Below are 19,831 nucleotides of genomic sequence, written 5' to 3' on the forward strand. Positions count from 1 at the left end.
CTCAGGCGCTCACGGCAGTCTTGTGAAAACATGGACTACGTGAGTTACGCAGGCGATCTGACGCCGGAGCAAGCCTGGGAGCTGCTCCGCGAAAACCCCGACGCCGTGCTGGTCGACGTGCGGACCGATGCGGAGTGGAAGTACGTCGGTGTCCCCGATGTTTCCTCCCTCGGCAAGCAGGCCACACTGATCGAATGGGTGAGCCACCCGACCGGCGCGCGCAATGACAACTTCGTCGACCAGTTGAAGGAAGCCGGCATCACTGCCGATTCCTCCGGGTCGGAGCGTCCGGTGATCTTCCTGTGTCGATCCGGACAGCGTTCCATCGGTGCGGCGGAAGCTGCGACTGCGGCGGGCATCGGCCCGTCGTTCAACGTGCTCGACGGGTTCGAAGGCGCATTGGGTGCCGACGGACATCGCGGACTTGTAGGTTGGCGGGCCATCGGCTTGCCATGGAGGCAGCAGTGAGCGGAATTCCCCAGGGTGGCGCATTTCAACGATCGCTGCCGGACGACGTCGGTCTCGGCACTCTCGGTGTTCGCGGCGGACTGATGCGTACCGGGTTCGAGGAGACGTCCGAAGCGCTGTTCCTCAACTCCGGATTCGTTTACGAGAGTGCAGAAGCCGCCGAACAAGCCTTCACCGGCGAGGTGGATCACTTTGTCTACTCCCGCTACGGCAACCCGACGGTCAAGATGTTCGAAGAACGTCTGCGTCTGATCGAAGGCGCGGAAGCCTGCTTTGCGACGGCCAGCGGAATGTCGGCCGTCTTCACGGCGTTGGGTGCGCTGTTGGGCAACGGCGACCGACTGGTTGCCGCGCGCAGCCTTTTCGGATCCTGCTTCGTGGTGTGCAACGAGATCCTCCCGCGCTGGGGCGTCGAGGTCGTTTTTGTCGACGGCGAGGACAACGCGCAGTGGGAAGAGGCGCTGTCCGTGCCCACCACGGCGGTGTTCTTCGAGACGCCGTCCAACCCGATGCAGTCCCTCGTCGACGTTCGGCGGGTGTCGGAGCTTGCTCATGCAGCCGGTGCAAAGGTAGTGCTGGACAACGTCTTCGCCACACCGCTGCTGCAGCGTAGCCTCGATTTGGGCGCCGACGTCGTTGTGTACTCCGGTACCAAGCACATCGACGGTCAGGGCCGCGTGCTCGGCGGCGCGATCCTCGGAACCGAGGAGTACATCAGCGGTCCCGTTCGAGAACTGATGCGGCACACCGGACCTGCCCTCAGCCCGTTCAATGCGTGGACGTTGCTCAAGGGCCTCGAGACGATGCCGGTCCGCATTCGGCACTCCGTGGCTTCGGCCCTCGAGATCGCAGAATTCCTCGAAGGGCACTCCGGCGTCAAGTGGGTCAAGTACCCGTACCTGACTTCGCACCCACAGCACGAGCTCGCGAAGTCTCAAATGAGCGGCGGTGGAACCGTTGTCACGTTCGAGCTCAACGCCCCCGACGGTGAGGGCAAGAAGCGGGCATTCGAGGTTCTCAACGGCCTGCGCGTCATCGACATCTCCAACAACCTCGGTGACTCCAAGTCCTTGATCACCCATCCAGCCACGACGACGCACCGGGCCATGGGGCCGGAAGGCCGCGCAGCAGTGGGTATTACGGATGGCGTCGTGCGCTTGTCCGTGGGGCTCGAAGACACTGCCGATCTGTTGGCTGATCTGAAGCGGGCCCTCGGCTGAAGCCGTAGAACGCAACCCGTGGAACGCCTTCCTCGATCTTAGTTGGGCGAGGCGTTCTACGGCGCGGGCGTGAGTCCCAATTGTTTGACGTCGATTGTCAACGCCGTCGTATTCAGTGTGAGTCCTGAGCTCGTGGTATCGCTCGGGTAGATCGTGAACAGCACCTGCGCCGTCAGGTTGGTGTTGTTCAATGCCGACGTGACTGGGATGAGGTTCGGCGTCGGCGCTGTGCTGTCGTACAGCAGATTGTTGCTCTGATCGGTGACGTAGGTGCGGAGATCGACACTGGCGGTCGCGAGCCCGCCACTCAACTTGGTCTTGTCGACCGTCACATTGGCTCTCAACCGGGGACCGGTGGCCAAGACCTTCGAATCGCAGAAATACGTGTAGTTGAATCCAGGCTTGAGTCGATAGGTAGTGATGTTCGGGATAGGCACGAGTGGATTCGGGTTGGTGGGCGCGTTGACGTAGATCTGTGAATACCAGCCACCGCCGCTCGTGGTCACGCATGCACCTAGATCGAGAGTCCCGGACTGCACAGCGGCGCTGGTCAGCGTCGCACTGTCCGTCCATTTCGCCAATGTCCCCGAACCACCGAGCAGTACAGCACCGGCCGCGGCGACTGCCATGGCAGCTTTCGTCGTCTTTTTCATCAGGGCACCAGCGCCTTGATCTCGTCCGGAAGTTCGCTCGGGGCAGGAGATTCGGCCCAGACTCCCGTTGAACTGTCGATGACGGAGACTCCGGACGTGGTGATCACGTACAACTGATCGGTACCGGTGAGCCAATGCAGGACAGCGTCGCTGTCGACGGTACCTCGATAGACTTCAGTGCCTGATGAATTCGACACGGACACAACGGTTCCACTGGTAGTCGAGAGCTTCTGTGCGCTGAGACCGGGAGTAGTCACCGGGGCGCCGACGGGGACCTCGCTCGGAGTGGTCGTGATTGGTGGCACGGTCGTCGTTGTCGTTGTCGTTGTCGACGGAGTAGTTATGGGCGGTGACGAGGTGATTGTCGAGGGCGCAGTCGAGCCGGTAGGTGTTGCAGTTCGTGAGGTTGGCGATGCGCTCGGCTCAGTCGTGACGGTTGGAGCCGGTGAGGTTACGGATGTTGTAGCCGTGCCAGACGGCGTTGTGGTTTCTGGCGCCGGGGGCGATGCGGCGATGCGGGCTGCAGCGGCACCCGCTGTGTACGGGATCGCTTGGTTGCACGAATAGAGCAATGTCAAAAGAATGCCGAACTGGAATCCTGCGTAGTCGGTGGTGACGTTGCTTCCGCTCAAGCCGTGGACTTCGACATTATACAGGCCGGCGATGAGATTGAAAGGAACCGTCATACCATTGGGTGAGCCGTACCGCACTGTGCCCACTGTCGATGATGCCGTGTAGTCGTTCGATCCGAGAATCGCATTGGTAGTGGGATTTCGCACGATCAGCCGATACGAATTCCCGCTGACGGCAGGCCAGGAGATATCGACTCCCGTGGCAACCAGAAATCCTACGGTCGCGCACGACACCGATGTGGGAGCGACCGCTGGCGCGGGGAACGTTGCCGCGGTTTGGAATTGAGCCGTACCTGCAGTCGCCATGCCGGTGAATGCGGCTTGCGTACCGCCGACGTTGGTCGCGCCAGCTACGCTGAGCCCGACCGTCGCCAACACGACTATCGACTTGAGAGCATGAGAGTCGCCCCGCGCATTCCTCGGGTGTTTCGCCAAGGTCCCCTCAGTTGCAGTGTCCGGGGCATCGTCGCCGGATCGTGGGCCCGTTCTCTGGGGACGAAAGGCAACATAGACAAGACCGCATATTGCGATCGTGCCCAGAACAAAGCCGCTGGAACCTGACAACCACACGGCGACGTAGCCGAGTCGGTTCACGCTGAAGAGGACTCGATCGGCCTCAGTGATCACATAGGGGTCCGGATCCGAGACAGAATTCGCGTCACCGCGCAGTTCTGCGATTGCAAGGTTGTTGCCTTGCTGCTCGATCGTTTCGACGCGATGGGTGATTCGAACGCCTTGGCTGTCGTACACGCTGACGATGTCACCGACCTGAACTTCGGATGCGGGCACGGTACGCGCGAATGCCAATGCACCGGTATCGATCGTGGGAGACATCGATCCGCTCTTGAAGATCAAAGGAGTGATACCAAAAGCCAGACCGGCGACGAAGAAGACTATCGATACCAGTCCGGCGAGGGCACCGAGGGTAAGCAAGACCTCCTGAACGCGGCGGGGCTTTGAAGTGTTCGAGGGTGACTTCGTGTGTTGGGCCACTGTGCTCACACCTTTGCCGTGAAGGTCAGGACGATGCTCGAAGAACTGCTCTTCGGCGGCATGGGGCTCGCGGGAAGCTGAACGGAGACACACAAATTCTCGGTAGCCCCGGCCGCCAGCGGGCGGTCGGCGGTGCCGACAGCCTGATTCGAAGTCAGTGTCAGGGGTAAGGAGGACACCACATTGGTTCCGTCGGCACACTTGTTTGCCACAGTTCCGTTCGACGACACCGTCATCCGCAAAAAGGTCGTCAACGCACCGTTGCTCGTGGATGTGATCGTGTACTTCAGCGGAAGGGTCGCCCCAGCACCGACATTGTTGACCTTGAGGATCGCGGTGTTCGAATCTCCCGGAATCATCCCGGTTTTGCCGAGTTGGCTGAAGTTCAGTGTTGTGGTCAGCTCGGGTTGCGTTGTGGTGTTCAAGTTCAGATTGATCGACCCGGTCGTGATGTTGCCCGAGGTTGCCGTGGCGGAGGATGTCCAGGCTGCGAGTGTGGTCACACCGCCGACACCCAGCACCATCCCCAAAGCGAGCAGCGCGCGAAAGCGCGTGCTGGTCAACAAGTGACGAAACCGGTGAGCCGGACGGTCAGGGTGCGAGGGCATCGTGCTGGCCTTTCTCGATCTTGGCGGCGTCAATGGGCTCGAAAGGTGCAGGGCCAGGAGCCAATCGGGCGCGAGCTCGCTCCTTCCGGCCGTCACGGATGCCGCTGATCATCATGTAGGCCGCGTACAGCAGTAGTGCCGTCACGACTATCACCACGATCACGGTGCGCTGCTCTCCGGTGAGCCAAGTGTTGACGTAGCCGAGATACGGAAGGCTGTACCAGACCTTTCCCCGGATCTGTACTGGCCGTACTTCTTTCTCGTCGCGTTCACCGTTCGCGTCGCCTTGGGTGATGAAAGTTCGTTCACCCTTCTGGTTTTCACTTGTGGCGATGATCCGGTGCGTGACGACGGTCGGCTGACCCGATTCCAGCTGGTACGTAATAGGTGTACCGATCCCCAGTTCGGACGGATCGACAGGTTTGACGACTACCAGTGATCCAGGGTTGTACGTCGGGCGCATCGAACCGGTCAGGATCGTGAAGCGCTGCGCTCCGGCAAAGAAGGGGACGACGATCGTCGCGACGATAACCGCCGAAATTGCCAGCAGCAGTGTCCAACTGACGATCGAGGTGATCCACCAGAGCGGGCCGGTATGTTCGCGCTTCGTGGAGTGCTTTGTCATACCGGACCTGCCTGGAACGTCAAGGTAGCGGTGTTTGTTGCTCCGGAGACCGACTGAGTTCCTACTGTGAGCCGTAAACACAGGACGTAAGTTGCGTTCGAGGCCAGCGGACTCGGCATGTACGCCGGTGAAACCGGGTATTGCAGCGATGCGTTCATCGAACCCGATATCAGGGGGGTGACTGCCGGGGCCGCTGTGTTCACTCCAGCCGGGCAGGCGCCTTCGTTGGCGACTCCGTATGTGGTCAGGGTGAATTCGGTCAGTAGTGTCGTCGCCTGCATTCGCCATTGCAAGGGGTCGGTTCCCGAGTTTTTGACTGTCAGCGGCGCTTGCACCGTATTACCAGGAACTACCAGAGTCATTCCGGTCGTCAGCGTTGACAATGGGTACGCCGCACTGGTTCCGGTAGAGGTACCAACCGTGAGGTTGACGCTGGCGGCAGTTGCCGTGCCGCCATTCGCGCTCGCCGAATCGGACCACAGCGCGAGCGACTGCTGCGACGATGCGAACACCGCTACAGCAGCCACCGCGACTGCGATCGCTCCCCAGACCTTTTTCCTCATGAAATTACGGGGCCGGTGTCAGTGCTGTCTGAGTGACGACCAGCTTCAGTGCCGACAAGTTCAGCGACTGGTTCTGCGCGACCTGGTTGGCCACATCGGTGAAGTTGAGACGGACCCCGACGTGGACGACGGTATTGTTCTGCACCTTGGTGATCTGGGAGATCGGGTTGCCACCTGCATCCTTGATCGTGGTAACCGGTTGCACCGCCGCGGCAAGTTCGGCGCTGTTGGCACCTGGAACGATTCCGGCTGTGTCGGCGGTCAGAACAGCGGCGAGGCGATCTCCGACTGCAGTCACCGTGACGTCGCAGGTGTATTCGATGCTCTCAGTGGTGACGATGCGGTAGGCCGAAATATTGGTGATCGCGGTCTTCGTCGGGTTGAGGGAGTTCCAACCGCCGCCAACCGGTGCGCAAGCGCTCAGGTCGAGTGCGCCGGACGTGACGGGTCCGCCGCCACTGACATCGGCCGAATCGCTCCACACTGCGAGCGAGCCGGCACCGCCGAGGAGGAGGGCACCGGCCGCCGCAGCAGCGATCGCGCCCTTGGTCTGCTTCTTCATGAAAATCTCATTTCATGTCTGGGACCCGAAATGGGTCGTTCAGACATGAGTATCAGCCACGGCAAACGATTCGTTACTACTTTTCCAAAATTTCTTTTTCGACTGTGATCCACATTCTCTGGAGAATTGAAAGTGGCTCTGACCTGCGGATAACTATCAGTATGTAATTTTGGTGCGAAGAAAACCGTTTGTTTGTCCAGTTGGACAAACGGGACGAGTCGGATCCTGGCAAACTCGCTGTTTTTTACCAGTTAATTACCAACTTTCCATTCTTTTGACAATTCCTTCAATTGTTTGCGTTGCTACGGAATGGATCGGTTGTCATTCCGACCAAATCCGCGACCGACTCGAGGACGATGGTCGGGCGGTACGGGTAGAGCTCCACCGACGCGCGGGTCGAGATTCCGGTCATCACCAGAATCGTCTGCAGTCCGGCTTCGAGGCCGCAGACGATGTCGGTGTCCATGCGGTCGCCGATCATCAACGTGTTGGCCGAATGTGCGCCGATGGACCGCAGGGCGGACCGCATCATCAAGGCGTTGGGCTTGCCGACGTAGTAGGGATCGCGTCCGGTTGCCTTGGTGATGAGAGCGGCGACCGAGCCCGTGGCCGGGAGAGAGCCGTCGCGCGACGGTCCGGTGGCGTCGGGGTTGGTGGCGATGAACCGCGATCCACGCTCGACCAGGCGGATGGCCGTGGTGATCGCCTCGAAGGAGTACGTGCGCGTCTCTCCGAGGACGACGTAGTCGGGGTCGCTGTCCGTCAGGACGTAGCCGATGTCGTGCAGTGCAGTGGTCAGGCCCGATTCACCGACCACGTAGGCGCTGCCGCCCGGACGCTGGTTGGCCAGGAAGGTCGCGGTAGCGAGCGCTGACGTCCAGATCGACTTCTCCGGGATGTCGAGTCCCGAATTGAGGAGGCGTGCTCGCAGGTCACGCGGGGTGCGGATGGAGTTGTTGGTGAGCACCATGTACGGAATGTCGTTCGACGCCAGTTCTGCCAGGAACGTGTCTGCTCCGGGTATCAAGTGCTCCTCGTGGACGAGAACCCCGTCCATGTCCATGAGGTAGGTCCAACCGGTCTGATCGTCTGTTCTGGTCATATCTCCAGTATGTGCGGGTGCCGCCAGATGTGGGCGGTCAAGCGAGAAGACGCCACAAGCCGATCAGGCCGACGACGACAATCGTGTATCGCAGTGCAGTGGGGGACAGGCGTCGTCCGTAGCGGGCGCCCAAAACGCCGCCACCGAGTGAGCCGACAGCGATCAAACCCGCTGCTGCCCAATTGATCTGGTCGAAGGCCAGAGTGATGTACATTCCGGCCGCGACGATGTTGACGAGCAGTGAGAGCAGGTTCTTCGCGCCGTTCATGCGCTGGAGGGTTTCCGGGAGGATGGCACCCATCACACCGATGAGGAGGATGCCCTGCGCGGCGGTGAAGTAGCCGCCGTAGATGCCGACGGCAAAGGTGCCCGCGGTCAGGAGCATCAGCCTCTTGGTGGACAGCGTCGTCTCTTCGGTGGAACGCTTCTTCGCCCACGCCTGGATACGTGGCTGGAGGAGGACAAGTGCGAGAGCCAGGATCAGCAGCACCGGAACGATGGTCTCGAACAGTTTCTCGGGTAGGTGCATGAGCAACCACGAACCAAGGAGTGCGCCGGCGAGCGACGCGGGAATCTGCCACTTCAAACGATCCCACTGCCCGGACAACTCACGCCGGTATCCCCACGTGCCCGAAACCCCGCCGGCGACGAGCCCGACCGCGTTGGACATGGTCGCGGTCACCGGCGGCATCCCGAAGGCGACCAGGGTGGGAAACGTGATCAGCGTTCCACTGCCGACGACGGCATTGATCGCGCCCGCACCGATGCCGGCCAACAAGATGAAGAAAGCGTCGATTCCACTCACTCCGCAGACGGTACGGCAGAGGAAAAGTCAGTCCGGACGGCGGTCCCGGTCTCGATTCGAACACTCCATTGAACACGGCGACCAAGGTTTCGGACACCGTTGAAATCAGTGCGATTTCAACATGAAGCGACCTTCATTTCCCTTGCAGTGCAGGGAAATACAACATTTGACGACTCGGGATTTCGCGTCTAGTCTTTGCTCACCATCCAGAGCGACCGAGAGACCTGGCTCGTCGACGTCGCAGCAACCCCCCGAGTGATCGGGAGCGGGTGCTACCGCCAGGACCGATGGAAGGCATCACATGGGTTCCACTTCGCACGCTGCGCACAGGCGTCGTCACATCGATCTGTGCCGCACCGCTTCGTGTCACTGTCTCTGACCTCACTGTCACCGACCGAACTGTCGTCGTCTTCGCAACTCGAGTACGCCACCTCGAGAACACAGCTGCGTTCCCATTTCCCGAAAGGTCTATTCGTGATGTCCACTCCGTCAGGTAGTGCGCCGTGAGCGCGCCCACCGATGTCCGCCCCGAAAAGTCGGTGGCCGAGCCGCAGCTTCCCGACTCGGAACTTGTCGTTGCTCGTACCTGGCACCCGTTGCGCTGGGTGATCAGCGCGGTCGTGCTGGTTTTGCTTGCTCAATTCATTCACGGCCTCGTCGTCAACCCCGGCTGGGACTGGCCGACGTTCGCGCAGTACTTCACCGCGAAATCGGTGCTTGCCGCGTTGTGGATGACGATCAAACTGACCCTGTGGGGGACGATCCTCGGATTCGGGCTCGGTGTTTTCCTGGCACTCGGCCGGTTGTCGAAGAACCCGGTCCTGCAGGTGATCGCCTGGACCTACATCTGGGCCTTCCGCTCGATTCCGCTCATCGTGCAGCTGCTCTTCTGGTTCAACATCACGTACCTGTACCAGACCCTTTCTCTTGGAATACCTTTCGGACCGGAGTTCTTCACCTTCCAGGTCAGCGGTGTGATCGGCGGATTCACTGCAGCAGTCATCGGTTTGGCACTGCACCAGGCCGCGTACTCGGCCGAGATCATCCGCTCCGGAATTATCTCGGTGGATCACGGTCAGATCGAAGCAGCTCACTCGCTAGGTATTCCGCGCAGTCGCCAGTTCTTCAAGATCATTCTCCCGCAGGCGATGCGGGCGATCCTCCCCAATGCCGCCAACGAGGTCATCGGACTCTTCAAGGGAACGTCCATCGTCTCCACCATGGCGATCGCCGAACTGTTCTACCAGGTGCAGGTCATCTTCGGCCGCAACGGACGAGTTGTGCCCCTGCTGATGGTCGCCACAATCTGGTACATCATCCTCACGACGTTGCTCTCGATCGGTCAGTACTACGTTGAGCGCCACTACGCACGTGGATCCGCCCGAGCCCTTCCGTTGACTCCGATCCAGAAGGCGCGCAAGAAGTTCGAAGAGATTCGTGACGCGCGTCTCGATATTCCGAGAGGTGCGACCCGATGACCGCAGAATTGGCCGAAGAGACGGTGTACGCCGTCGAAGCGCGCGGAATCCACAAGTCGTTCGGCACGCTGGAAGTACTTGCCGGCGTTGATCTCCTGGTTCGCAAGGGCGAAGTGACCGTCATTCTCGGACCGTCCGGTTCCGGTAAGTCCACCTTGCTGCGCACCCTCAATCACCTCGAGAAGGTCGACCGCGGGACCGTACGGATCGACGGAGAACTGATCGGATACCGGCGCAAGGGAAATCGACTTCACGAACTGCGTGACCGCGAGATCCTGAAGCAGCGTTCACATATCGGATTCGTGTTCCAGAACTTCAACCTGTTTCCGCACCTGACTGCGCTGGAGAACGTGGTGGAAGCACCGCTCTCGGCCCAGAAACGAGACCGTGACGAGGTCTACCGCGAAGCCCGTGCTCTGCTCGAGCGAGTGGGAGTGGGAGACAAGGCCGACGAGTATCCCCGCCAGCTCTCCGGTGGCCAGCAACAGCGCGTAGCGATAGCGCGAGCGCTAGCACTGCGTCCGGCTGTGATTCTCTTCGACGAGCCGACGTCGGCGCTCGATCCCGAGTTGGTCGGCGAAGTCCTCGAAGTTCTTGCCCAGCTTGCCCGCGACGGCGCCACCTTGGTGATCGTCACGCACGAGGTCGGATTTGCTCGGGAGGTGGCGGACACCGCGGTCTTCATGGACGGCGGCGTCATCGTCGAACAGGGCCCGCCGTCGCAGGTGATCGACAATCCGGTTCACGAACGGACCAAAGCGTTTCTCTCCCTCGTCCTCTGACGCGACCCAGACTCATTCCCGGAAGGAAAAATTGATGTTCTCCCCATCCCGTCGCGCGACTTTTCTGATCTCGGCTCTTGCCACCGTCGGACTGCTCAGCGCTGCGTGCAGCAGCGCTGACGCCGAGTCCGACGGCGCCCAGGTCACCGCGGCCGCGGGTTACAACCTCACCGCCGACCAGAATCGCATCACCACCGACAAGGTGGATGCCATCGCCGCCGAGGTTCCTCAGGACATTCGTGATCGCGGCACGCTGCGAGTCACCGGTAGTGCCGGTTCCGCTCCGCCGCTTCGCTTCTACGCCGACGACGACACCACCCTCATCGGCTCCGAGACAGACTTCGCCTACCTGATCGGTGACGTTCTCGGTTTGAAGGTCGACCTGCAGACAGCGGACTGGGCACAGAACTTCGTCCGCATCGACTCCGGCGAGGCCGACGCCTTCCTCTCCAATGTGACTGTCACAGAGGAGCGTAAGGAGAAGTACGACTTCGCCACTTACCGACTCGACACCCTCGCCTTCGAAGCGAAGAAGGGCGCCGGGATCTCCATCAAGGAACCCAAGGACGTCGCCGGCAAGAAGATCGCCGTCTCCTCTGGTACCAATCAGGAAGCACTGCTGGTCAAGTGGAGTGAGCAGAACGTCGCGGCCGGCCTGGCGCCCACCGACATCTCCTACTACCAGAACACCACCGACTACTACCTCCCCTTGCAGTCCGGCCGAATCGACGCCTACTTCGGCCCGAACCCGTCGTCGCAGTTCCACGCCAAGCAGTCGGGTGAAACCGAGGTTGTCGGTGAGTTCTCCGGTGCCGGCGACACTTTGCAAGGACAGATCGCGGTGCTGGTGAAGAAGGACAACGGGTTGATCAAGGCCGTCAACGACGCGATCAACCACACGATCGAGAACGGTACGTACAAGCAGATCCTCGAGCGTTGGAACATCACCAGCGAAGCCGTCGACAAGTCTCTGATCAACCCGCCCGGCCTTCCCAAGACCAAGTGAGCTCTCGTCCATGAGTGAGATTCTCGATGTGATCGTCATCGGCGGAGGACTCGTCGGGTCCTCCGCCGCATGGCGGCTCGCGGCGCGCGGACACAGCGTCGTACAGCTGGAACAGTTCGGGCCGGGGCACAAGCACGGTGCATCGCACGGTACTTCGCGCATCTACCGTCAGGCCTACGACAATCACCTGTACACAGGATTGGCGGCCGACGCGCTGCCACTGTGGCGGGAGTTGGAGTCCACCACGGACATCGGGTTCCTGGAACTGACCGGTGCCGTCGATCACGGTCTGCCGCAGGCAGTGCAGTCCAAGGCGCAGATATTGGTCGAGGCCGGCATCAAGGGTGAGATCCTCACTCCTGCCGAGGCGTCCGCCCGCTGGCCGGGGTTGCGATTCGACACCACCGTGCTCCATCACCCCGATGCAGGCCGGTTGCACGCGGACCGCGCCGTGACCGCGCTGAAAGCGGGAGCGGTGTTCGCCGGTGCCGAGGTCCGTCACGACGTTCGGGTACTGGCACTCGCGCGAGCGTCGTACGGCGTGGACGTGGTGACGGACGGCGGAACGCTCGCGGCTCGTCAGGTCGTGATCGCGGCCGGTGCGTGGACTGCGGACCTGATCGCAGACAGCGGACTCGGTTCCGAGATCGTGCTCCCGGCGCTGCGCACGACGCAGGAACAACCGGCCCACTTTGCACCGCTGGACCCGGGAGTCGAGTGGCCGAGTTTCGTTCACCACACGGGTGCGCAGCTGGAGACCGCGGGGATCTACGGACTCGGTTCCGAGGACGGCATCAAGATCGGCGAACACGCGACCGGGCCGGTCGTGACTCCACAGACCCGCGACTACACCCCTGATGTCGACGGAGAGCAACGATTGGTCGAGTACGCCGAGTCGTGGTTGCCCGGCGTTGATTCCACCCACGTCGAGTCGATCACGTGCCTGTACACGAGCACGCCGGACAGTAACTTCGTCATCGACCGAGTCGGCGCCGTCACGGTCGCGGCGGGATTCTCGGGTCATGGATTCAAATTCGGTCCGGCCCTGGGTGACCTTGTATCGAACCTCGTCGAGGGAACCGCTCTCGCTCCGGAAGTTTTTCGGCTAGGGGAGCGTTGACCAGATTCATGGAGGAAAGTGTTGTGGCACTGGAGCTCGGGACCCGGCAGGTCGAGGGCATCGGCGCGGTAGAGGTCTACTCGGTATCGCAGGACGATCCCTTGGCGGCTCCACTGATCGCGGAGTTGGCGCTCGAATACAGCTCGCGATACGGCGGAACTCGCGAAGCGATGCTCGCGGATCTCACCACGTACCCGGCAGAAGAATTTGCGTACCCGCAGGGGGCGCTGCTGGTGCTCACCCACGAGGATGTGCCGATTGCCGGTGGTGCATTTCGCCAATTCGATTCCACCACTGCGGAATTGAAGAGAATCTGGACATCGGTCGACTATCGGAAGCGTGGTCTCGGCAAGGTCGTCGTTCGCGAGTTGGAACGAGAGATCGAGCTTCGCGGATACAACCGGGTGTTCCTGACGACGGGCCCTCGGCAACCGGAGGCTGTCGCGCTGTACCTGTCCAGTGGATACGCACCGCTCTACGACGCTTCACTCTCGCCCGAAGAAGTGGGCGTCCACCCGTTCGAGAAACAACTTCGGGTGCTCGAAAATGTGACCCGAGCAGCAATTCCTACCGACCGGGTTGACAACACCCGGGTTTAACCTCGTACACTTGCGAACGACCATCCAGAGCGACCGAGAGACCTGGCTCATTGAAGTCGCAGCAACCCCCCGAGTGATCGGGTGCGGGTGCTACCGCCAGGACCGATGGAGGAACACGAAATGAAGGCAGTCGAAGGCGGTTTCGATACCGCCTGGTCGCGTCGTCACGTAGACCTGTGCCGCACCGCGGGATCTTTCTGTACCAACTGACCTCGGTCAGTCCTTCACGCTCAGGCGAGTCGTCGACAAGTCTGTTTTCTCTTCTCTGCACAAGTGATTCGCGCTCGATCGCCTTCTCGGAGCTTCTTGCTTCACGGCGACGGGTGCGCTCTTCGGCATGCCTCTTTAGGAGTTCTTGGTGTCTTCGCCCTCATTCGGTGCCCGCAAACGCGCGACCGTCATTGCCGGTATCGGTGCTGTCTCGGTTCTCGGAACCGTCCTCGCCGGCTGCAGCAGCGACGGAAGCGGCAGCGGTGCCGACGCGGGTCCCGCGCAGTCCGGCGGAACCCTTCGTTACGGCCTCTCGCAGGCGCCGACGTGCGCCGATCCGGCCCAGGCCGGCAGCAACCAGACCGTGTATGTCACTCGCACCGTGGTGGATTCGCTGACCGATCAAAATCCCGACTCCGGCGAGATCACCCCGTGGCTCGCCAAGAGTTGGGAGATCAGCCCCGATGCCGCGAGCTTCACGTTCGTCCTTCGCGATGATGTCACTTTCAGTGACGGCACACCGGTGACGGCGGATTCGGTCAAGAAGACCTTCGACTCGGTCAAGAACCTCGGGCCGAACGCGTCGTTGGCGAAGAGCTACCTGTCCTCGTACACGGGTACTGACGTCGTCGACGCCCACACGGCGAAGATCAATTTCTCCGGGCCCAATGTTCAGTTCCTGCAAGCAACTTCGACGCCGCAGCTCGGAATCCTCGCCGATTCCACCACCGCACTGGCATCCGAGCAGCGCTGCCCCGGTGCAGCGGTGATCGCTTCCGGTCCATTCGTGTACACCGACTGGCAGCAGGACAAGAGCGTCAAGATCGCCAAGCGCGCGGGATACAACTGGGCGTCGGACGCAGTCGCGCATCAGGGCGAGGCCTACCTCGACGGCGTCGATTTCACCGTGGTCCCCGAATCCGGTGTGCGCGCGGGCAGTGTGGCTTCCGGCCAGCTCGATGCGGTCAGCGACGCGCTTCCACAGGACGCACCGCAGATCGAGGGCGCCGGTGGACGCATCCTCACCCGGCCCAACCCGGGCGTGAGCTTCTTCTTCCAGCCCAACGTCAGTCGTGGAGTACTCGCTGATCAGGCCGTCCGCCAGGCCATCATTCCGGCGATCAACCGCCAAGAACTCGTCGACACCGTTCTTGATCCGTCGTTCTTCCCGGCAACGAGCCCGTTGGCTCACACCACTCCGCTCTACAGCGACGAATCCAGTGTCGTTACCTACGACGCGGACAAGTCGGCGAAGCTTCTCGACGCAGCCGGTTGGAAGACCGGAAGCGACGGTATCCGCGAGAAGGACGGGCAGAAGCTCACGTTCAGCGTCACGTTCAGCCCGGTGTTCTCGGGTAATCAGGCCATTCTCGAGCTCGTGCAGCAGCAGCTAAAGAAGGTCGGCGTCGACCTGCAGCTCAATCTGGTCTCGAACGGTGAATGGACCGAGAAGGGGGTGTCGGGTGACTACGATTCGCTGTACTACAACAGCACTCGGGCCGACGCCGACATCCTGCGGGCGTCGTTCAGCACCGAGGGCCGCAACCTCAATCGTCGCGGCGCAGATCCGGAGCTCGACAAGGTTCTCACCGACCAGCTCGCAGCCACGGACAACGGTCAGCGCGGCGAACTGGTCTCCACCGCTCAGGAATTGATCCTCGACCGTGGGCTCTCCATCCCCACGATCGAGCTCTCGCAGGCCATCGGCGCCGGATCGAGTGTTCAGGATCTGAACTTCGAAGCCTCGTCACGCCTGCAGTTCTACGACGCATGGTTGTCGGGTAAGTAATCATGACTCGATACGTACTCACCCGACTGGGCCAGGCCGCGGTTGTCCTGTGGGCCGCCTTCACTATCTCGTTCGTGATTCTGTTCCTCCTGCCGAGCGATCCGGTCAGCATGGCTGCGGACTCGTCCGGGCAGGGTGTTGCAGTGGATCAGGCTGCGCTCGATCAGCTTCGGGCACGATACGGCTTGGACCAGTCGGTGTGGGTGCAGTACTGGACGTCGCTGACCAATGCTCTTCGCGGCGATTTCGGTACGTCGATCTCCACCGGTCAGTCGGTAACGGATGCCATCTTCTCGGCATTGCCGAGCACCCTGGTGCTGGCAACCACGGCTTTGGTTCTCGCCGTGCTGTTCGGAGTGGCGATCGCGTTCTTCGCTACCTACACCCGCAAGCGGTGGCTGGCGAACCTGTTGTTCTCGCTGCCGCCTCTGGGAGTGGCTGTGCCCACCTTCTGGGTGGGTCTGATCCTCCTGCAACTCTTCTCGTTCCGTCTGCACATCTTCCCCGCATTCGGGGACAAGGGATTCGCAACGGTAGTTCTCCCGGCGTTCACGCTGGCGATCCCGACCGGCGCGGTGATCGCGCAGGTCCTCACGACCAGCCTGCAGTCGACGCTGCGTTCGCCGCACGTGGAGACCGCCTATGCCAAGGGCGCCAGCCGTTGGCGCGTGCAGACCCGTCACGCGTTGCGACTGGCGAGCATTCCGGCATTCACCATTGCCGGAGTGCTGGTCGGAACTTTGCTTGCTGGTTCGGTGGTCGTGGAAACGGTGTTCTCCCGCGCGGGCGTCGGCCGTCTGACCCAGACGTCGGTGATGGCGCAGGACATCCCGGTGGTGCAGGGCGTCGTTGTGTTCGCCTCCCTGGTCTTCGTGCTCGTCAACCTCGCGGTCGACCTCTTCTACCCCCTGATCGATCCACGAATCATTCAGGCGAAGAAGACACATGCCGAAAACTCGAATACCGAAAGCTCGACCGATCTGGAGCCGGCCCATGTCTGACACATTGATCGAACCCTTACTGCTCGATCCACGCGTCGAGGCCAAGGCACCAGTCGTTTCGCGCCGAAGGTCGACTGCCATCGGTTTGATCCGTAAGCCCGGTCTGGTCATTCCGGTGCTGATCGTGCTGCTTGCCATCGGCTTTGCCGTCGCGCCTGGGTTTTTCGCCAGCGGTGATCCGTTGTCCGGCGTCCCGGCGGACAAACTGCAGGGACCGAGCTTGGCTCACTGGTTCGGAACCGACAACCTCGGGCGTGATCTGTACACACGCTTCGTACACGGCGCCGCGCTGTCCCTGACCGCGACTTTGGTAGCGGTGGGAATCGCGTTGGTGGCAGGATCGATCATCGGTTTGCTTGCGGGATTTGTCGGCGGAGTCGTCGACGCAGTTCTGATGCGCATCGTCGATGTCCTGCTGTCCATTCCGGCGCTACTGCTCTCGTTGGCATTGGTGACCGCGCTCGGCTTCGGCACCATCAACGTCGCCATCGCTGTCGGCGTCAGTATGGTCGCCAATTTTGCGCGAGTGATGCGTGCCGAAGTGATGCGGGTGCGCGGCGCTCAGTACGTCGAGGCCGCGTTCAGTTCGGGCGTGCAGTGGCTCGGTGTCCTGCGTCGGCACGTGCTGCCCAACTCGTACGCGCCCGTGGTCGCGCTGTCCGCAGTCGAGTTCGGGCAGGCAGTTCTTGCAGTGTCGGCACTGAGCTTCTTGGGATTCGGCGCGGTTCCGCCTACCCCGGAATGGGGATCGCTGGTGTCCGAGGGGCGCAACTTCCTCGCCAATGCCTGGTGGATGACAACACTTCCCGGTCTCGCGATTGTCGCCGTGGTCATCTCGGCGCACCGTATCGGCCACGAGATCGAAAGGAGCAACCGGCGATGAGCACGACCGAGGAACAGTTGCTTTCCGTCACCGACCTGCAGATCTCCTACGGCAACGAGCCCGCGGTATCCGGTGTGAGTTTCACCGTCGGCCGCGGCGAAGTGGTTGCGGTGGTGGGGGAGTCGGGTTCGGGAAAGTCGACGACGGCCCACGCGATACTGGGCCTGCTCGCCGGTAGCGGCCACGTCACGGGCGGAAGCGTCGAGTTCGAAGGCGACAGAATCGATTCGTACTCCGACCGCGCGTGGCAGAGAATCCGCGGCGCTCGTATCGGTCTGGTGCCGCAGGATCCGACGACCTCGCTCAACCCGGTGACTCGGATCGGCGACCAGGTTGCAGAAGTCCTGCGGATCCACGGCCTCGCCGACCGGCGCACAGCGCGGTTGGACGCCGTCGCCGTGCTCGAGCGCGCGGGTATCGATCGCCCGGAGATCCGGGCACGCCAGTATCCACACGAGCTGTCCGGCGGTATGCGGCAACGAGTTCTGATCGGTATCGCTCTTGTGGCGAACCCGGCCCTCATCATCGCCGACGAGCCGACCAGTGCTCTGGACGTCACGGTTCAACGACGCATTCTCGACCATCTCGACGAGCGAATCGCCGAATCCGGTGCCGCCGTGCTTCTGATCACGCATGACCTGGGTGTGGCCGCAGACCGCGCGGACCGGATCCTGGTGATGCAGGGGGGCAGAATCGTCGAATCCGGCCGCACCGCAGATATTCTGGGAGACCCGCGAGACGAGTACACGAAGAAGCTGCTGAACTCTGCGCCAAGCCTGTCCTCGGGACCGGTCGATCGCCCGGTCCGTCAGGACACGAGCCCGCTGCTGACGCTGACCGGAATCACCAAGCGTTTCAACGTCGGCCGCGGGAGTTCGATCACCGCGGTGAACGAAGTATCGCTGACTGTTCCGAGGGGCCAGACGGTGTCACTGGTGGGGGAGTCAGGTTCCGGCAAGTCGACCACCGCCCGCATTGCCGTGCGATTGGAGCAGGCGGACGCCGGCACCATCACCTTCGACGGACAGGACATCACGAAGGTCAAGGGCAGCGGCCTGCGCGAGCTGCGTCGAAAGATTCAGCTCGTGTACCAGAACCCCTATGCATCACTCGACCCGAAACTGTCCGTCCAAGACATCGTGGCAGAGCCGCTGCGGGCCTTCAAGGTTGGTGGACGTACCCAGCAGCAGAGCCGTGCCGCCGAGCTGCTCGATCAGGTTGCGCTGCCCGAGCAGTTCCTGAGCCGCAAGCCGGCAGAACTCTCGGGCGGCCAGCGTCAGCGGGTGGCGATCGCTCGCGCGCTCGCTCTGAAGCCGGATCTACTCGTTCTCGACGAGCCGGTATCCGCTCTCGACGTCTCGGTTCAAGCGCAGATCCTGGCGCTACTCGACGATTTGCAGCGAGAACTGGGCCTGACCTATCTCTTCATCTCCCACGATCTGGCGGTAGTTCGCCAGATCAGCGACGTAGTCGGCGTCATGCAAGCTGGGCGATTGCTCGAAATCGGCACTACCGCCGAGATTTTCGACAATCCCCGAAACGAGTACACACGCACACTTCTCGACGCGATCCCCGGGCGGGATCATTCGACAGGAAAGGCCGAACATGTCCGAGCGTAGTTCCGGAGCATTCCTGGTCGGCCTCGAATTCGAGGGCACCGGAGCTCATCCGTACTCCTGGCGACGCGAGGATTCGCGCGCCGAAGATCTGTTCACGCCGTCGTACTGGGTGGACCTGGTGACCGCCGCGGATCGGGGTGGGGTGGATCTGGCGTTCCTCCCCGATTCTTTCGGGCTCCAATCCGAAGGCCAGCACGCTGTGCGGGGGAGGTTGGAGGCCGTGGCAACTGCGGCGAGGCTGAGTGCTGTCACCTCGCGCATCGGCCTGATCCCCACTGCGACGGTCACGCACACCGAACCGTTCCACATTTCCAAGGCCATTGCGAGCATCGACTACTCGTCTGCTGGGCGGGCCGGTTGGCAGGTCGCGGTGTCCGACACCACCGAGCAGGCAGCGTTGTTCGGCCGAAAGGCATTGCAGGGTCAGGAGTCCGCGTGGGAGGAAGCGTCCGAGGCGGTCGAGGTGATCAGTCGGCTGTGGGACAGCTGGGAGGACGACGCCGAGATACGTGATGCTGCGAGCGGACGATTCATCGATCGGGACAAGCTGCACTACATCGATTTCGAGGGAAAGAACTTTTCCGTCAAGGGCCCGTCCATCACCCCGCGCTCGCCTCAGGGGCAGCCGCTGATCTCCGTCGACGCGAGTCGACCGGAGGCCCGCGAACTCGTCGTTGCGCGCGGAGATCTGATTCGGATTTCGGCAACTGACCTCGCCGAGGCCAAAGCTACGGCCAAGCTGGTCCACACGAGTGCAGCTGCCCTCGGGCGCAGCGTCAGAGTGCTCCTCGATGTCGACGTGCTTCTCGGAGCCGATCGCGGTGCCGCCGACGACGCTTTGGCGGAACTCGAGGAATGGGCGGGAGCGCCGTATGCCCCGCACTCGCTGTTCTATCGCGGCGACAGCGCGGGTTTGACTGCGCTGCTGCGTGAGATCGGTGGGCTCGCCGGGATCGACGGTGTGGTTCTGCGTCCACTGGCGCTGGCCGCCGCCGTGGACAAGATCGCGACGGACGTAGTGCCAACTCTCAATCCGCGACCGAGTACCGCCCCGACTCTGCGCGAGCGGTTGGGCTTCGAGTTGCCCGTCAATCAGTTCGCGTAGCGCGAGTA

Annotated in this window: 22 protein-coding genes and 2 riboswitches; of the genes, 14 read left to right on the top strand and 8 right to left on the bottom strand. The window is 61.9% G+C overall.

Going from position 1 to position 19,831, the window contains the following annotated elements; translation table 11 throughout:
• The first annotated feature begins 39 nt into the window (after positions 1-39).
• The gene (locus tag ACFWAD_RS25590) at positions 40-468 is read left to right on the top strand and encodes a rhodanese-like domain-containing protein (protein ID WP_378549210.1); all 429 of its coding nucleotides are present in this window, start codon (positions 40-42) and stop codon (positions 466-468) included.
• Positions 465-1,688, top strand: a complete 1,224-nt coding sequence (locus ACFWAD_RS25595; RefSeq protein ID WP_378548912.1) for an O-succinylhomoserine sulfhydrylase — start codon at positions 465-467, stop codon at positions 1,686-1,688. The genes ACFWAD_RS25590 and ACFWAD_RS25595 overlap by 4 nt, the downstream gene beginning before the upstream one ends.
• Positions 1,689-1,744: 56 nt before the next feature.
• Here the strand turns inward: ACFWAD_RS25595 and ACFWAD_RS25600 are convergent, their stop codons facing one another.
• The 8 genes from ACFWAD_RS25600 to ACFWAD_RS25635 all read right to left on the bottom strand — a co-directional run bounded on the left by ACFWAD_RS25600 (position 1,745) and on the right by ACFWAD_RS25635 (position 8,231).
• Positions 1,745-2,341, bottom strand: a complete 597-nt coding sequence (locus ACFWAD_RS25600) for an alternate-type signal peptide domain-containing protein (protein WP_378537248.1) — start codon at positions 2,339-2,341, stop codon at positions 1,745-1,747.
• Positions 2,341-3,906: a signal peptidase I gene (locus ACFWAD_RS25605; RefSeq protein WP_378548915.1), complete on the bottom strand. Its 1,566-nt coding sequence runs from the start codon at positions 3,904-3,906 to the stop codon at positions 2,341-2,343. Before ACFWAD_RS25605 ends, ACFWAD_RS25600 begins: the two co-directional genes overlap by 1 nt.
• A 65-nt stretch (positions 3,907-3,971) precedes the next feature.
• On the bottom strand, positions 3,972-4,529 hold the full coding sequence (locus ACFWAD_RS25610) for a SipW-dependent-type signal peptide-containing protein (protein ID WP_378548918.1): 558 nt from the start codon (positions 4,527-4,529) through the stop codon (positions 3,972-3,974).
• Between the two features lie 28 nt (positions 4,530-4,557).
• Entirely contained in the window at positions 4,558-5,199 is a 642-nt protein-coding gene (locus ACFWAD_RS25615; protein ID WP_378548921.1) for a signal peptidase I, read from the bottom strand.
• Positions 5,196-5,762 (bottom strand): hypothetical protein, encoded by a 567-nt coding sequence (locus ACFWAD_RS25620; RefSeq protein WP_378548924.1) that lies wholly within the window; start codon positions 5,760-5,762, stop codon positions 5,196-5,198. The genes ACFWAD_RS25615 and ACFWAD_RS25620 overlap by 4 nt, the downstream gene beginning before the upstream one ends.
• 4 nt (positions 5,763-5,766) lie before the next feature.
• Positions 5,767-6,324, bottom strand: coding sequence for an alternate-type signal peptide domain-containing protein (locus ACFWAD_RS25625; protein ID WP_378548927.1), 558 nt, complete (start codon positions 6,322-6,324; stop codon positions 5,767-5,769).
• 286 nt (positions 6,325-6,610) lie between these two features.
• The gene (locus tag ACFWAD_RS25630) at positions 6,611-7,426 is read right to left on the bottom strand and encodes an HAD-IIA family hydrolase (protein WP_378537262.1); all 816 of its coding nucleotides are present in this window, start codon (positions 7,424-7,426) and stop codon (positions 6,611-6,613) included.
• Positions 7,427-7,463: 37 nt separating this feature from the next.
• Complete coding sequence (locus ACFWAD_RS25635) at positions 7,464-8,231, bottom strand: sulfite exporter TauE/SafE family protein (RefSeq protein ID WP_317552607.1); 768 nt, start codon at positions 8,229-8,231, stop codon at positions 7,464-7,466.
• 199 nt (positions 8,232-8,430) lie between these two features.
• Positions 8,431-8,525, top strand: a riboswitch (SAM riboswitch).
• 7 nt (positions 8,526-8,532) lie between these two features.
• On the opposite strand from ACFWAD_RS25635, the gene ACFWAD_RS25640 reads away from it, so the two are divergent.
• From ACFWAD_RS25640 to ACFWAD_RS25695, 12 genes are all read left to right on the top strand, one after another.
• Positions 8,533-8,610, top strand: a complete 78-nt coding sequence (locus ACFWAD_RS25640) for a putative leader peptide (protein ID WP_378537806.1) — start codon at positions 8,533-8,535, stop codon at positions 8,608-8,610.
• 124 nt (positions 8,611-8,734) lie between these two features.
• Entirely contained in the window at positions 8,735-9,709 is a 975-nt protein-coding gene (locus tag ACFWAD_RS25645; RefSeq protein ID WP_378537264.1) for an amino acid ABC transporter permease, read from the top strand.
• The gene (locus tag ACFWAD_RS25650) at positions 9,706-10,491 is read left to right on the top strand and encodes an amino acid ABC transporter ATP-binding protein (RefSeq protein WP_378548930.1); all 786 of its coding nucleotides are present in this window, start codon (positions 9,706-9,708) and stop codon (positions 10,489-10,491) included. The genes ACFWAD_RS25645 and ACFWAD_RS25650 overlap by 4 nt, the downstream gene beginning before the upstream one ends.
• 34 nt (positions 10,492-10,525) lie before the next feature.
• The gene (locus ACFWAD_RS25655; RefSeq protein ID WP_378548933.1) at positions 10,526-11,497 is read left to right on the top strand and encodes an ABC transporter substrate-binding protein; all 972 of its coding nucleotides are present in this window, start codon (positions 10,526-10,528) and stop codon (positions 11,495-11,497) included.
• 10 nt (positions 11,498-11,507) lie between these two features.
• Positions 11,508-12,617 carry an FAD-dependent oxidoreductase gene (locus ACFWAD_RS25660; protein ID WP_378548936.1) on the top strand — a complete coding sequence of 370 codons (1,110 nt, stop codon included), beginning with the start codon at positions 11,508-11,510 and terminating at the stop codon, positions 12,615-12,617.
• Between the two features lie 8 nt (positions 12,618-12,625).
• Positions 12,626-13,216, top strand: coding sequence for a GNAT family N-acetyltransferase (locus tag ACFWAD_RS25665; protein ID WP_378548939.1), 591 nt, complete (start codon positions 12,626-12,628; stop codon positions 13,214-13,216).
• A gap of 17 nt (positions 13,217-13,233) precedes the next feature.
• Positions 13,234-13,328: riboswitch (SAM riboswitch) on the top strand.
• Positions 13,329-13,336: 8 nt separating this feature from the next.
• The gene (locus tag ACFWAD_RS25670; RefSeq protein ID WP_310504006.1) at positions 13,337-13,426 is read left to right on the top strand and encodes a putative leader peptide; all 90 of its coding nucleotides are present in this window, start codon (positions 13,337-13,339) and stop codon (positions 13,424-13,426) included.
• A 148-nt stretch (positions 13,427-13,574) separates the two neighbouring features.
• Positions 13,575-15,215, top strand: coding sequence for an ABC transporter substrate-binding protein (locus ACFWAD_RS25675; RefSeq protein ID WP_378548942.1), 1,641 nt, complete (start codon positions 13,575-13,577; stop codon positions 15,213-15,215).
• A 2-nt stretch (positions 15,216-15,217) separates the two neighbouring features.
• A complete protein-coding gene (locus ACFWAD_RS25680) occupies positions 15,218-16,216 on the top strand; it encodes an ABC transporter permease (RefSeq protein WP_378548945.1) in 999 nt (332 codons plus the stop codon).
• Positions 16,209-17,099, top strand: coding sequence for an ABC transporter permease (locus ACFWAD_RS25685; protein WP_378537276.1), 891 nt, complete (start codon positions 16,209-16,211; stop codon positions 17,097-17,099). The genes ACFWAD_RS25680 and ACFWAD_RS25685 overlap by 8 nt, the downstream gene beginning before the upstream one ends.
• Positions 17,096-18,718, top strand: a complete 1,623-nt coding sequence (locus tag ACFWAD_RS25690; RefSeq protein ID WP_378537279.1) for a dipeptide ABC transporter ATP-binding protein — start codon at positions 17,096-17,098, stop codon at positions 18,716-18,718. Before ACFWAD_RS25685 ends, ACFWAD_RS25690 begins: the two co-directional genes overlap by 4 nt.
• Positions 18,705-19,823 (top strand): LLM class flavin-dependent oxidoreductase, encoded by a 1,119-nt coding sequence (locus tag ACFWAD_RS25695; protein ID WP_378548948.1) that lies wholly within the window; start codon positions 18,705-18,707, stop codon positions 19,821-19,823. The genes ACFWAD_RS25690 and ACFWAD_RS25695 overlap by 14 nt, the downstream gene beginning before the upstream one ends.
• Positions 19,824-19,831 lie beyond the last annotated feature (8 nt).

The sequence above is a fragment of the Rhodococcus sp. NPDC059969 genome (genome assembly GCF_042738325.1).
GTDB lineage: Bacteria > Actinomycetota > Actinomycetes > Mycobacteriales > Mycobacteriaceae > Rhodococcus_F.